Origin of the sequence: Kaistella montana, assembly GCF_024436175.1 — a bacterium.
Taxonomy (GTDB): Bacteria; Bacteroidota; Bacteroidia; order Flavobacteriales; family Weeksellaceae; genus Kaistella; species Kaistella montana.
In genome coordinates this window covers 734,722-748,397 of sequence record NZ_JANFQP010000002.1, presented here as the reverse complement: position 1 = coordinate 748,397, position 13,676 = coordinate 734,722, and the positions used below count along the sequence as shown (strand labels likewise).

The window sequence follows — 13,676 nt, the reverse complement described above, 5'->3', positions numbered from 1 at the left end:
TTTCATTTAAATTGCGGTTGAAACCTCTACTTCGTTGTTGATTTTCTTAATCAAACCTTGCAAAGTTTTTCCAGGACCCACTTCGATGAAAGTGGTAGCTCCGTCTTTGATCATATTCTGAACAGATTGAGTCCATTTTACAGGTTCAGTAAGTTGTTTGATCAAGTTTTGTTTAATCTCCTCCGGATTTGTTACCGCAGTTGTGGTAATATTTTGATAAACCGGAATGGTAGGATTTCTGAACTTGGTTTTTTCAATTGCTGCTGCCAGTTTTTCTTGTGCAGGTTGCATCAATGGCGAATGGAATGCTCCGTTTACCGGAAGCATTAATGCACGTTTTGCACCTGCTTCTTTCATTTTTTCACAAGCTTGTTCTACTGCAGCCGTTTCTCCGGAAATAACTAATTGCCCGGGACAGTTATAATTTGCAGGAACAACAATGCCATTGATTGATTGACAAATTTCTTCTACTTTTTCATCAGCAAGACCTAAAATTGCTGCCATCGAACTCGGATGAGCGTCACAAGCTTCCTGCATCGCGTTTGCACGTGCAAAAACAAGTCTTAATCCATCTTCAAAAGACAAAACTCCGTTGGCCACTAAAGCAGAAAACTCACCGAGTGAATGGCCGGCAACCATCTCCGCGCCTTGCCCATTTACTATTTTTAAAACAGCTACGGAATGAATGAAAATAGAAGGTTGTGTCACTTCTGTTTTTTTAAGGTCTTCGTCTGTTCCATTAAACATGGTGGAAACAATGTCAAACCCTAAGATGTCGTTGGCAGATTCCATAAGGTCTTTGATGTCTTTACGGGAATCATATAATTCTTTTCCCATCCCGACAAACTGTGAACCTTGACCAGGAAATACAAGTGCTTTCATATATTTTATTTGCAAAAAATTGTGTGGGTCATTCTTGTAGAATTACCCCTTTTGTGTTATTTAGATTGACCTTTTCGGATTTTTTAATTAGGTACCAAACGAACAACTCGGTAACCTTTGTTTACATAAGCGCCCGATTTGGTTTTTTCAAATTCAAATTTGGTGGCAAGCTGAGTTTGTACTTTACCCATTTGTTTGAAGATTTCCCCTTTTTTATTCTCACGGCTGAGCATATCATTAACGATATCGAAACCGATTACTGAATATTTAGAAGGTGTTTTGCAGTATTTTTTCTTATATGCTGCTAATATTTCCTTCTCGAAATCACCTTCCGTATTGATTTTTCTATCCATTAAATAAACCAAATTGGCTTGACTAAGTTCATCCACTTTTTTCTCGAAAATAGATGAATAATACATACTGAACGCTTTCACATCTGGAGTTTCCTTAGCAAGAGAAATCATTCTGTTGGCAAATGCTTCAGCTACAGCATCATTATCATTAGCCAGAATAGCGATTACAGGTGCAGATTGTCCCGTCATCATGTTCTTATCTGCTTGTACATCAGCTGCTGAATTGACAATGATAACATTTGGATTTTTCAATTCTTTTTCAAGATTGGTTTTCAGATAGTTGGCTTTGGTTTTATCACCATCCGCAACAATATAGATTTTCTGATCCGAATAAGCATCTTTCACTTCTTTTACGATTCGGTCTGCATAGACCATTTCATTGGTTTCGATAAGGATAAGATTGCTGTATTGATACAAATCTTCAGAATTCGCAAATGGAGCTACTACCGGGATTTTCGAAGTTTTCACATAATCCAAAACCTGTAAAACACTCGATTTGAAAAACGGTCCGATAATTAAATCCGTGTTATCAGCATTGATTTGAGTTAAAGAATTTTTAAAACTCGCTTCGTTGCCGGCATCGATTACTTTAATGTCGAGTTTTTGCCCATTGGCAACATTTCTTTCAATTGCCAGTTTAGCTCCTGTAAGAAAATCAAGAGAAAGGGTACGGAATTTCGAATCGTTGGTATCAAAACCGAACGGAAGCATTATTACTACATTCAGAGCATCTCCTGATTTTTTGCTGTATGCTGCATCTAATTTTTTGATTTTTAAAACCATCCCTGTTTTCAAACCTTGGGAAATATTAGGGTTTAGACTAAGCAATTCGTCTAAAGAAATTCCAAATTTATTTAAGATCCCGAAAACAGTATCACCGGCTTGTACCGTGTAAGTCACATAATCATCAGCTGTAGATGTTGTGGTATAAGTATTTGCAGGTTTGCTTTCCTCCACCTTTTCCTCTACACCTTTTTCAGAAACTTCTGAGGCTGTTGTATTTCCTTTGATTTTAATAACGTCTCCCGGTTTCAAACCTTTTTCCTCCAATCCAGGATTGAGAGCAAACAATTCCTTTTGGGTAAGGTTAAACTTTCGGGTCAGTTTATAATAATTATCTTTTTCTTCAATGGTATAAAAATCGTCGCCAGAAGCTTTTTCTTCATTTTTCACCTCTTCCACAACAGGAGTAGTTTTCACTTCTTCCTGTTTTACAGAAACATTTTGGGCGGTTCCGAACTTGTTGATATTCGCCAAAGGCAATACCACTTCGTCACCAATTTTCATGTGGCTGTCCAACTCAGGATTCAATCTTCTGAGTTCTGCCTCGCTGATTTGATATTGTTTGGTGATTCCGTAGATCGTTTGCTTTGGTTGCAAAACTATTTTGCCTAATTGTACTGAGGCAGTAGCTTTGGAACTTGTCGTTTTGGTGGATCCAGTAGTTTTACCAATAATCAAAACATCTCCTAAAGCCAATTTTCCGTTTTTTACTTTTGGATTTTTTTGATAAAGTTCGTCTAAACTTATTCCATACTTTTTGGAAATATTATAAGGATTATCTCCCTTCACAACAGTATGAGTCTGGGCACATAACCCTGAGAAAACGATTAAGCTCGAAATTATGAATGATTTTTTGAACATCATGTATGATAAATATTTACAAAAATACTGCTTTAAAATTAAATGGAAACAATAATAAGTTCCGACTTCTCTACGTCCATTTCTTCATAACAATTTTGAAGCCATTCTCTACCATAATCAGCATAGAATACAGAAAAATTAAACACTCTTTCCTGCCATATTTTTCCGGGATGAATCTTTAAAAATAGGGTTTCAAGTCTTTCTAATTTCTCGTTTTGCTTTATTTTTTCTGCACGAAGCAGCCTTTTTCTCATTCTTTCAAAAGATTTCAGTTGTCGCGTTTTTTCCGCATCTACCAAACTTCCGAAACTACTATCTGTTGTTACGGCTTTGGCTGAAATTTCTTCAAACTGTTGGTTCAAAGCGGCTTCACTATGATTCAAAAGAGCCATAATTTCGCTGTTTTCTAAAAGAATTCCTTTCGTAACTGCTGCAAAATCTCGGAAAAAATCGTTTAGAGAAAGGCCTATTTTTTCTGCTTTATTCAATGTTTTTTCATCGGTGAAAAGCAACGAGTTTCTCGGAACCAAAACTGGAAATGGCACCTGAATCGAATTAAAATAATCTTTCAGCTCCAGCCAATACATAATTTCTGCATTTCCACCTACATAAACCAAATTCGGCAAAATACTTTCTTGATAAACCGGCCGCATCAATGCGTTCGGACTGAATTTTTCAGGATGATTTTCTAGTTCGGCAATAATCTCCTCTTTGGTAAATGAAATTTCGGTATCTACAACATAGAATTTATCTTCACGGAATTCAATCCTGTTACGGGTTTCCGATAGATAAAACAAATTGATTTCCCGAGGATTTACCTGTACTTTTCCGTATTTTTCAGTAAGGAAACCAACGGTATTTTTGGTCTTTTCAAAAAGGTTTTGGTGCAAAAGTTCGTTTCGGAAAACATCGGTGATTTCTTTTTTCAATTCTGCATGATCACCATCAATAATGATTAAGCCATAATCTGCAAAAAGCTCCTGAACTAAAATTCTCGTGGCTTGCGAAAGTGAGTTTCCCTTTCGGTAAGCCCTTTTCATCAACAAAATAAGCTCGGTTCCAAATACAGAATCCTTGTATTCTTCTTCAAATTGAGAAATGAAAAAATCGTCTTCTACAGCAATTCTACCTACTGCTCCACCAGATTTTGCTTTGGTTTCGTAATAATGATTTTCAGTTTTAAAATGATTGATTTCCTCAAAATCATGGTCTTCCGTTGCCATCCAAAATACAGGAACGGTCTTATTTTCGTGGAATTTTTCATTCAGAAAATTGGCCAATTTGATGGTTTGCAAAATTTTATAAACGAAAAAGACCGGTCCGGAAAACAAGTTCAATTGATGCCCTGTGGTTACCGTAAACGAATTTTCATCTTTTAAATAAGATAAATTTCGTTTTTGCTTTTCGGTGAGATTTGAAGTGGCATGTTGCTCTTCTAAAACCCTCGAAAGCACGGCTCTTTTCCCTTGTGAAAAACTTTCTTTTTTGAGCAGAAACTGTTTTTCAATATTTTTAAGGTTAAAAACATCTTCCTCAAAACCTTCAATCTTCTGCGTAAGAAAATCCTTGATCAGCTGTGGAATGCTTTCAATTTCTAAAAACGGGATATTTTTAATTTTTTCCAAAATAGTCTTAACTGAATAAATACCAAACAATCCCGAGATTCAATCTGAAATCATAGATCGGATAATTTGGCGCGGTGAAAGATTTGTTCTGCATGAAAGTGGTGTTCAGATGCTGCGCTTCGATAAAGAAGAACATTCGCTTCACTTTCAGGTTGAAATAAACATCGGCAATCGGTTGTCCGCCGATGGAATACGAATTGGCATTAGGCAAAATAAATTCGTTCAACACCGGGAAATATTCCCGTGAAGCAAACTTGCTGAAATAATACACCTTGATTCCTGCTTGAATTTCTGCTGCTTTTTTGAACGCTTTAGATTGCCAAAAAAGGTTTGCTCTACCAATAAAATTAGGCATCGGCAGCAAATCCTTGTTCTCAATTGCACTTTGGAAAAGCACTTTCGGATTCAAATGGAAATTTCCATAAGAGAAAGTTGCTTCGCCACCGATTTGAGAAATATTTAACGATGAACTGCTCTGCTGCGGTTGCGCATCGGCATCGAGGTAAGTATAATTGTCAATTCTGAAATAATTCGCAAAAACACTGCTCTTGAACCATTTTAAATTGATGTCGCCACCAATTTCGGTAATCGATTCGTTGCTTGGATTTTGTAAATTATAATTAAATTTCTTGTAAATCGAAGGATTCATCAACAAATTAAAACTCGGTGATGCAGTTTGGAAATTCACTTTGGCATTGACGAAATAACCTTCAATCGGTTCGAATTTCAATAAGTTTTGTGAACGAAGAAAGCTTCCGAATTCGGTTCCATTAGAAAATTCTAGATTAGAATTAAGCGCGACTTTATTCCAAAGTTTAATTTCTAAATTTCCGACTGCTCCGATTCGGTTTTCGGACCTTTCCTGAGGAATATTCAAAGCATCGGGCAAAGCGGTTCCCATTCCTAGTTTAATGAGTTGATGACGAACTCCAGCGTCTAATTTGAAATGTTCTTTATCGAAAAGTACACTTACCGTATTGCTTAAATTCTCGGAATATTTCTTCGAAGAAAGCGGATAGTCGATCAAATCGACTGCGTCGGTATAGTAATATCCTTCTGCTGAAGATTGGTTGTAATAATATTTATTGCCTTGGTGGTAAATCGTATGTCGGATTTTAAAAGGGAATTTCTCCGAAGAAAACGGTCGAAATTGCTGGCTGAAATAATATCTTCTGTAAGAAAATCGAGAGTCTGAAGCGGTAAGATTAACCGGTAAATTGAGTCGATTGCTAAAATTGCTGTTTCCATCAAGGAAAAGACTGATATCCGAAACACCGCCATTCTCCTGATTATTAACATTTTGATGCAAATAATGAGCGAAAGCTTCGTATTTATTGTTTTTGGAAGTATAATGACCTGAAAAAACAATATTGTTGTTGGACGCCAAATTATATTGATATACTCCCAAAGATCTCAACCCCATATATTCTACTGCAAAATTGAAGTTTTTACCAATATTTTGGGTGTAAGTTGACTGCAACGCCGCTCCACTGCTTACCGAATTGTGATAGATGAAAGCGGTTGTAGGAGTTTTCACATCGTAATATTTCACCTCTTTAATTCCCAAAATCATAAATGATTTATTGGTCGGAAGCAAGGACAAGTTTTGCTCGGGATTGACTTCATAAACCAGCGGCTGATAACCGGAACCGATGTTGGCAAACTGTATTTTCCCGAAGTTATCGCGGTTATTGTATTGTGAAAAAATGAAAGTTTTGTTGTGAGTAAGTGTGGTATCGAAGATCTTTTTCTCAGAAAACTGAGTTTGATAAGTATAATCGTAAATCGTAGGTTTAAAGATTGTTAACGAATCTTTGGTGCCGGAATCAATAACCAAGGTATCCTGAGGTTTCACTCTGTTGGAATCGGTTTTATTGACGACCTGCGCAATGAGGAAACTGTTGCAAAACAATATACAGAGAAGGAAGTATTTCATTGGTAAACTTTGGAGTACAAATGTAAGAAATATAGGGAAATAAAAAACTCAAGTAAATATATGGGAATTAATACATGGTTTCGATTATTTATGGATTAAAAACTTCTAATCAAACAATGCTTTACTATAATTATGAGACATAAAAAAGAATCAGACATTTTTATCAAAATAAATGTATATATTAGATTTAAAATTTTCAATTATGAAAAAAACAATAATATTTTTAATAGCCACCCCTTTTTTTGTATTCGCACAACAAAAAGAAGATCATAATGTCGTTCAAGGTTCGGAACTACTCATGAGCCGAAAAGCAACAAAAAGTAACACTATTGAGGGCTCTCCCTATCTTCAAAAGGAATTTTTACAATCACAAATAACTGGATATAGCAAAAAATACTTTCTAAGATACAATGCAAATCAAGATGAAATGGAATTCATGCAAGATAATGAGATTCAATATTTAAATAAGATTGAAAATTTAGAAATCCATTTTCCAACACTCAATAAAACATATGTATTAACAAATTACATTGACGGGAAGGGGGTTGCTGTTTCACAATACTTGGTTAGGTTAACAGACAATCCTATGAAATATAATCTATACAAAAAAGAAAATATTGCTGTAATAAGTGGAATTAACGGTTTAAATAGTTATCAAAAATCACAAAATGACTATTATGAAAAACAAAAAGACACCTACGTTATCAAATATCAGAATAAAACCTATGTTGTCCCCGATAATGTAAAGAAACTTGACGGAGAATTACTAATACTAAGTAAAGATTTTACGAAAAACAACAAACTAAAGTTGACCGAACCTGAAATTATTAAATGGCTTAATTATTTAAACTCAAAATTATAGTCCCAAAGATTACAAAAAAAGTCCGCCCCATTACCGAGGCGGACTTTTTTTTGATTTTCCTGTAAAATTTTAAATAACTTAAAACCGTAAACAATGCTCAGTCGAAGTTGAACCATGGCTAGCTCATTTCAACCTTCTAAAACGATTTTGATTTTTTTAAAATATCTAAAAAAATCCGCCTCACTCCATTAAGTGAGGCGGATTATACTATTTATTCCTTAGAGCTTGTACTCTAATATGGACTATTTGTATCCGAAATTCTGAACAATATTAGAGTTAGCTCCAGTTTCAGTTGCAGGAATTGGGAACGCATAGTTGTAACTACCGTAAGGCAAATCAGTATCCCCAAATGTTTGTAACAAATCTACTTTTGGAATAGCCATTCCGTTTCTTGCTAAATCATCGAATCTAAATCCTTCGAAGGCAAGTTCCTTTCTTCTTTCAAGAAGAATGTTACTTAAAGTAGCTGCCGCATATGGAGCTGCATTACGATTCGCAGGAATTTTATTCAATTGAATAAGCGCTTCGGCTGTCTTTCCATTTCTGAAAAGAGCTTCAGCATACGTAAGTACAACTTCCTCATATCTCATTACTGGAATGTCATCTTTATAAGGATCTTTAGAAGGATATTTCCCAACGTTACGATAAAATTGACCATCGAAAGCCATCATTGCTTTTCTAACATCAGTGGCACTAAAAGTGTCATAAATATTCTTAGTTGCTGCAACATCACCATAAGGAGTATCTTGATAGATGTTTGCTAAACCATTAATCCCTAAGTTATCAGTTGGACTAGCTGCAACAGCGAAAATATGATTCATTGCATTATCCGTACTAAATGTTGATGCAAAACTTCCAGCAGGTGCAATAGAGAATTGGCCAATCACTTTACTAGCAGCGCTTTCAGCAGTAGAATAGTCTTTAAAATAAAGGGCTGCTCTAGCCATTAATGCATTGGCTGCATGTGTGGTGAAATAATGTGAATTTCTATTTGCAGAAGGAGACATTAATTTTAAAGCCTCATTAAGGTCATCCATTACCATTTTTTGAACTTCCTGAACAGTATTTCTTGAAGGAAGTAAATTATTCTGGTCTCTAAAAGTAGTAACATAAGGAATTCCCAATGTAGGATCTCCTCCCGCAGTAACGTTTTGCTGACCGTAAAGCTTTAATAAATCAAAATGTCCCAAAGCTCTCATAATAAGGGCTTCTCCCTTCAATTGATTAATTTCAGCAGTTGTACCTTCAGTAATTGTAGCAGCATCTTTTCCAATCACCACATTCGCAGTTGCAATTGCCCCGTAAATTGCTGCCCAAGTATCTGCCGCATACGCATCATTAACTGTTAAATCCATTCTTGCAGCCGTTACAAAACGGTTTGAATTTGCATTGGAAAATGCATTGTCAGATCTTACTTCGCCGAAGATAATATAATCTCTTCCATAGTAAGCTACTCCACTTAATCTATTGTACCCAGCATTTAAAACAGCATTTAAATCTTCAACAGTATTAATACTTGTTTCAAGATCCTTCGATTGCTGTAGTGTGGGCTCTAAACTTTCATCTCTACACGAGTTCAATGCCGGTAGCGATAAAGCCATTGTTAATACTAAATATATCGTCTTTTTCATTTTGATAATAATAATTTAATTAGAATTTTACGTTTACACCAAAGATTACAGACTTCACAGGAGGAGTAGTTAATGTAGTATAACCATTGGCCTGAGTTTCTGGATCCAATTTAAGATCTTTATCCTTTGTCCACGTGTACATATTGGTTCCTCTAACTGACAAGGTCAATCCATCAATACCTATAGCATTTGTAAACGATTTCGGCAAGTTATATCCCAATGTTACATCTTTAAGTCTAGCGAAAGTTCCATCATAAAGGTGACGAGAGCTTGTTGCATGGAAGTTATCACTTCCTGCAAATTTCAGTTTCGGAATATCCGTAACATCTCCCGGTTGCTGCCATCTATCCAACAACTCTTCTACACCATTATATGACATTAAAGTAAAGTTGTTTGTTCTCATGTAAAACTGTGCGTACTGCTCGTAAATTTCGTGTCCTCCGGCAAAATAAACATTCGCGTTTAAGAATACATTCTTAACAGTTAATCCAGTTTGGAATCCTCCGGTATACTTTGGAATTGAAGTACCTTGGTTGTGTCTTGCTGCTAAGTTATAGTTGGATGTTCTTTCTCCATCTACCCCGTTAACATACCATTCAGGAGCACCTGTTTCTACATTAACACCAGCCCAAGTTCGCATAAACCAATATCCAATTGATTGACCAACTTCAGTATTCTTGTAACTAGAACCTGCACTTGGATTCACTGGATTTCCATTACCATCTAAAGCAAGCTTCTCCACTTTATTTTCAAGAGTTGCAAAGTTTGCAGATACATTCCATGTAACGTTATCATTTTTAATGATATCGTATCCTAACATGGCTTCAATACCTTTGTTGCTAACTTCACCAACATTTTGTGCTTGAGACGCAAAACCTGAAGTTCTAGAAAGTGGAACATTCTGAAGTAGATCATAAGTACGCTTGTTAAAGTATGCAAGTGAACCAGTTAATCTTCTATCTAAAGCTTCAAACTCGAAACCAACATCAAAAGTTTTGTTTTTCTCCCATGTTAAGTCAGGATTTCCGAATACACTTGGATAAGCTGCACCGTTTCCATCATAATCCGCATCATATGACAATAAGGCTTGGTAAGCATTCACACCAACACCAGAGTTACCTGTTAAACCATAAGAAGCTCTAACACGTAAAAGGTTAAATGTTTCTTGGAAGATATCTTTGTGAAGGTTATAAGCTGCCCCCACAGACCAGAAATTACCAAATCTTTTCCCTTTCGCAAATCTAGAAGAGCCTTCTCTACGGATTGTACCATCAAGAACTAAACGATCCGCAAAGCTATAGTTTAACATCCCCAAGTATGAAGTATTTAACCAATCCGAATATTCCGAAGAAGCATCATCGTTTGCACCAGCAGAAGCAATATTGGTTAATCCATCAGCTGGGAAATTTTCTCCATAACCATAAAGCGATTCGTATTGGTATTTCTGATGTTCAAAAACTCCAGTTAAATCAAATCTATGATTATCTCCTACTCTAAAATTATAATTTAATGAGTTCTGGCTTACCCAAGTATAATCTGTAGACATTTGTCTTTCTGAATATCCTAAAGTTCCATCTCCATCTCCATGGTATCTGTTTTGGTAGTTACGATAATCATTAAGGATGAAGTCAATATTAAATCGAGTAGAGAAAGTCAAATTACGAATAATCTTGTAATCTAATTTCGTATTCGAAATTCCACGCATCATTTTATTTCTAACAATATTATTTGAAAGCGTATAAAGCGTATTATGAATTGATGTAAAATTCCCGATATCCTCAATATTGTAAGATCCATCTGCATTGTAAGGATTTGCAAATGGGTTCATCAATACTTTAGTAATAAAAGGGTTTGAGAAGAAGCTTCCCCCTTCCAAAATTGGGTTTTGTGAAATCCAAGATCCGTTGATTGAAGTTTCAAAATCTAATTTGTCAGTCAATTTATTAGAATACTTGAACATCGCTGAAATTCTTTCAAATGCTGGTCCAATTACAGTTGCTTCCGTCTTATTATGACCTAATGAACCATAATAACTACTCTTACCATCACCTCCAGACACACTTAAGTCAGCGGTACTTGTCATTGCATTCTTTCTCTTAAGCAATCCTTCCCAATCATACTCTTCACCAGTCCAAAGACTTGCGCCTCCATCAATACCATTCGCGGCAGCAAAATCAATTGCATTATCAAGAGTAACCCCATAATTTTTACCATAAGAATTAACTAAAGCTTCTTTTAAAAGCTCCAGTTTTTGTCCAGCAGTTAACCCATGACGCTTCATGTAAGCATCGTTCTGGAAACCAATTGATGTATTTAAATTAAATTTGGCTTTTCCACTTTTTCCTCTTTTGGTTGTAATCAAAATTACCCCATTGGATCCTCTTGCACCATAAGCTGCAGTTGCAGATGCGTCTTTAAGCACAGTTATACTTTCAATATCTTGATTGTTAATCGATGCTAAAGTTGATAAAGACGAATTGTCTGTAGATGCAGATGCATTACCATTAATCACTGGAACTCCATCAATAACAAAAAGAGGGGCATTGCTAGCGGTCAAAGATCCTACTCCACGAATTCGAATATCCTGAACAGATCCAGGAGTACCTGAACTTGCATTAACTTGAACCCCGGGCGATTTTCCCTGCAAGGCCTGATCTACACTGATTGCAGAAGGAGTATTGATTTTATCACTTGACAACTGTACCGAGTTACCGGTAACTTCTGTTGCTTTTCTTTTTACGTAACCAAGAACTACTACTTCTTCAATGTCCTTCGACTTAATCGAGTCGGATTGAGTTTGCGCCGACAAAGTACCAAGCCCAATAAAAAAGGCTACTCCAGCACTTAGAGCTTTAGATTTCACATTCATATTAACACTTTTTTAATATTATAATGGCAAATATGTTAATTTTTTTTAACACTACCAAATCAAAATATCCAAATCATGAAGTTTTACGAAAAAACATTAGCATTCTGTTAATTTATATTGCTGTTTTTTGAAGATAAATAACTTTATATGTTAAAATACACAAAATATAAAAATAACAAAATTTTCTCCAACCTCCCATTACAAGCACGATTGATGATACTTGAATCAGTTGCTTTCTTAGCTCTACTTCTTTGTAATTGGTTTTAATAAAAACAACCTAAAAAAAAACAGAATAATCAGATCATGATAATAATTCCTGTAATAGAATAACAAATCCATACAGTTTAACATGAACTGGTACAGTTTATGAAAAAAAACTATTTTTATTTTATCTACAGAATTCATCGTTCATAGTTGATTTACTTTTTAACACTCCAGTTATATAAACCTGTAATTAAAAATTGATAGGAGAAATTTTATTCTCGTATTTACTTCAATCTTTTTTGGAATATAAAGGGAATTTGAATTTGTTATCAACACAGTCCACATCTTAATAATTATGATTATAAAAAAGCCGTCCCAATTTCTTGGAACGGCTTGCTTATATAAAGTTTTTAGATAGACTATCTATCATTATTTATACTTGATGGGATATTTGGATTTGCATCGATTTCTGACTGTGGTATTTTCAAGAAAAATCTTTTATCATCCGGCATCAAAGGATTTGATGTCATTGGCAAACGGTGAACACCTCCTTGATCTCTTGGTAGACCTTTACGAAGTCTCTTGGCATCATACCATTCCACACCAATCTCTCCATAAAGTTCCTTTCTTCTTTCTACCATAATTTCATCTAATAATGCTTGTCCTAAATTTGCTGATTTAACAGCGGCAGGATCTCTGTTTACTTGAAGCGCATACAATAGTGCATGTGCTGCTGCAGGATTTGAGTAGTATAATGCTTCTGCTTCAATAAGAATCATCTCAGCGGTTCTCATCAATGGCACATCAGCATGGAAAGAAAATACAAACTTCTTGGTATATACCTGTCTGTAATCAGTTCTTGCTGTAGTAACAAAAGTATTACGAACATCTGTTTTTGTAAAAAGGTTTTTGAAGTTTTTATTGATGTAGGTATTATTGTATGCAGATTCAGTTTGAGTAAAGAATCCGTGTGGCGCAGTATAGTAATATGCAGACTGATCATCAGTCTGTGGACTTGCAAGCATCCATTCATTCCCTGCATCCATATCGTCAAAACCATTTTTATAAACGTCCGGCGAAAGAGCTGCATTTACATTCCCACCATAAGCAGCTTTTGCATGTTCAGCAGCTTTAGGCCAGTTCCCCATAACTTGATATACTCTTGCGGCAATTCCATGTGCCACCTCTTTATTGAAATATGATTTATTCATTCTTTCAGAAGAACCAATTTGAATAGATTTTTCAATATCAGATAGAATGAATGCATACATTTCAGCTTGTGTAGACATTGGCTTCCCTTCTAATTGGCTTGGTTTATCATAAATCGGCGGCGCTGGCAAACTTGTATCGAATTTATAAGTATGTTGGAATTCCAAACTTAATTCAAAATAAAAGAAAGCTCTCATTGCGTAGGCCTGTCCTAACAAAGGTCCTTTATCGGATTCAGCAATTGCTGTACTCCCCTCTACTCCTTCAATTAAAGCGTTGGTCTGGTTAATTAAGTAATACAAGAAGTTCCAAGTAAATGCAGTTCTTCTGTAGTTAGGCTCTCTGTTGTTATTTTCATAATCTGATCCGAACCAGCTTCCTGAATTTACAACATCATTTCCTTTATTCGTTCTTGCGAAATACATAGACCCCAAGTTACCGGTGTCTGTAGCAGTAAACTG

The 13,676-nt window shown here is 35.6% G+C and carries 8 protein-coding genes; 1 reads left to right on the top strand and 7 read right to left on the bottom strand.

Annotated features, from left to right (window positions below):
* Positions 1–6: 6 nt before the first annotated feature.
* The 4 genes from fabD to NOV28_RS09610 all read right to left on the bottom strand — a co-directional run bounded on the left by fabD (position 7) and on the right by NOV28_RS09610 (position 6,440).
* Complete coding sequence (gene fabD / locus NOV28_RS09625) at positions 7–882, bottom strand: ACP S-malonyltransferase (RefSeq protein WP_255930282.1); 876 nt, start codon at positions 880–882, stop codon at positions 7–9.
* A gap of 83 nt (positions 883–965) precedes the next feature.
* Positions 966–2,879, bottom strand: a complete 1,914-nt coding sequence (locus tag NOV28_RS09620) for a LysM peptidoglycan-binding domain-containing protein (protein ID WP_255930400.1) — start codon at positions 2,877–2,879, stop codon at positions 966–968.
* Between the two features lie 38 nt (positions 2,880–2,917).
* Positions 2,918–4,504 (bottom strand): bacillithiol biosynthesis cysteine-adding enzyme BshC, encoded by a 1,587-nt coding sequence (gene bshC, locus NOV28_RS09615; protein ID WP_255930280.1) that lies wholly within the window; start codon positions 4,502–4,504, stop codon positions 2,918–2,920.
* Positions 4,505–4,511: 7 nt separating this feature from the next.
* Positions 4,512–6,440, bottom strand: a complete 1,929-nt coding sequence (locus NOV28_RS09610; RefSeq protein WP_255930278.1) for a putative porin — start codon at positions 6,438–6,440, stop codon at positions 4,512–4,514.
* Positions 6,441–6,642: 202 nt separating this feature from the next.
* Between NOV28_RS09610 and NOV28_RS09605 the strand changes: the two genes are divergently transcribed.
* Positions 6,643–7,302, top strand: a complete 660-nt coding sequence (locus NOV28_RS09605; RefSeq protein ID WP_255930276.1) for a hypothetical protein — start codon at positions 6,643–6,645, stop codon at positions 7,300–7,302.
* 242 nt (positions 7,303–7,544) lie between these two features.
* Here NOV28_RS09605 and NOV28_RS09600 read toward each other — a convergent pair whose 3' ends face one another.
* The 3 genes from NOV28_RS09600 to NOV28_RS09590 all read right to left on the bottom strand — a co-directional run bounded on the left by NOV28_RS09600 (position 7,545) and on the right by NOV28_RS09590 (position 13,649).
* The gene (locus tag NOV28_RS09600; RefSeq protein ID WP_255930274.1) at positions 7,545–8,903 is read right to left on the bottom strand and encodes a RagB/SusD family nutrient uptake outer membrane protein; all 1,359 of its coding nucleotides are present in this window, start codon (positions 8,901–8,903) and stop codon (positions 7,545–7,547) included.
* Between the two features lie 49 nt (positions 8,904–8,952).
* A complete protein-coding gene (locus NOV28_RS09595) occupies positions 8,953–11,802 on the bottom strand; it encodes a SusC/RagA family TonB-linked outer membrane protein (protein WP_255930272.1) in 2,850 nt (949 codons plus the stop codon).
* A 623-nt stretch (positions 11,803–12,425) separates the two neighbouring features.
* Positions 12,426–13,649: a RagB/SusD family nutrient uptake outer membrane protein gene (locus NOV28_RS09590; protein ID WP_369413222.1), complete on the bottom strand. Its 1,224-nt coding sequence runs from the start codon at positions 13,647–13,649 to the stop codon at positions 12,426–12,428.
* Between the last annotated feature and the right edge of the window lie 27 nt (positions 13,650–13,676).

Bases quoted from the DNA above. Each gene is read 5' to 3' on its own strand.
- NOV28_RS09620 (WP_255930400.1), bottom strand. From the start codon at position 2,879: ATGTTCAAAAAATCATTCATAATTTCGAGCTTAATCGTTTTCTCAGGG.
- NOV28_RS09605 (WP_255930276.1), top strand. From the start codon at position 6,643: ATGAAAAAAACAATAATATTTTTAATAGCCACCCCTTTTTTTGTATTC.
- fabD (WP_255930282.1), bottom strand. From the start codon at position 882: ATGAAAGCACTTGTATTTCCTGGTCAAGGTTCACAGTTTGTCGGGATG.
- NOV28_RS09600 (WP_255930274.1), bottom strand. From the start codon at position 8,903: ATGGCTTTATCGCTACCGGCATTGAACTCGTGTAGAGATGAAAGTTTA.
- NOV28_RS09610 (WP_255930278.1), bottom strand. From the start codon at position 6,440: ATGAAATACTTCCTTCTCTGTATATTGTTTTGCAACAGTTTCCTCATT.
- NOV28_RS09595 (WP_255930272.1), bottom strand. From the start codon at position 11,802: ATGAATGTGAAATCTAAAGCTCTAAGTGCTGGAGTAGCCTTTTTTATT.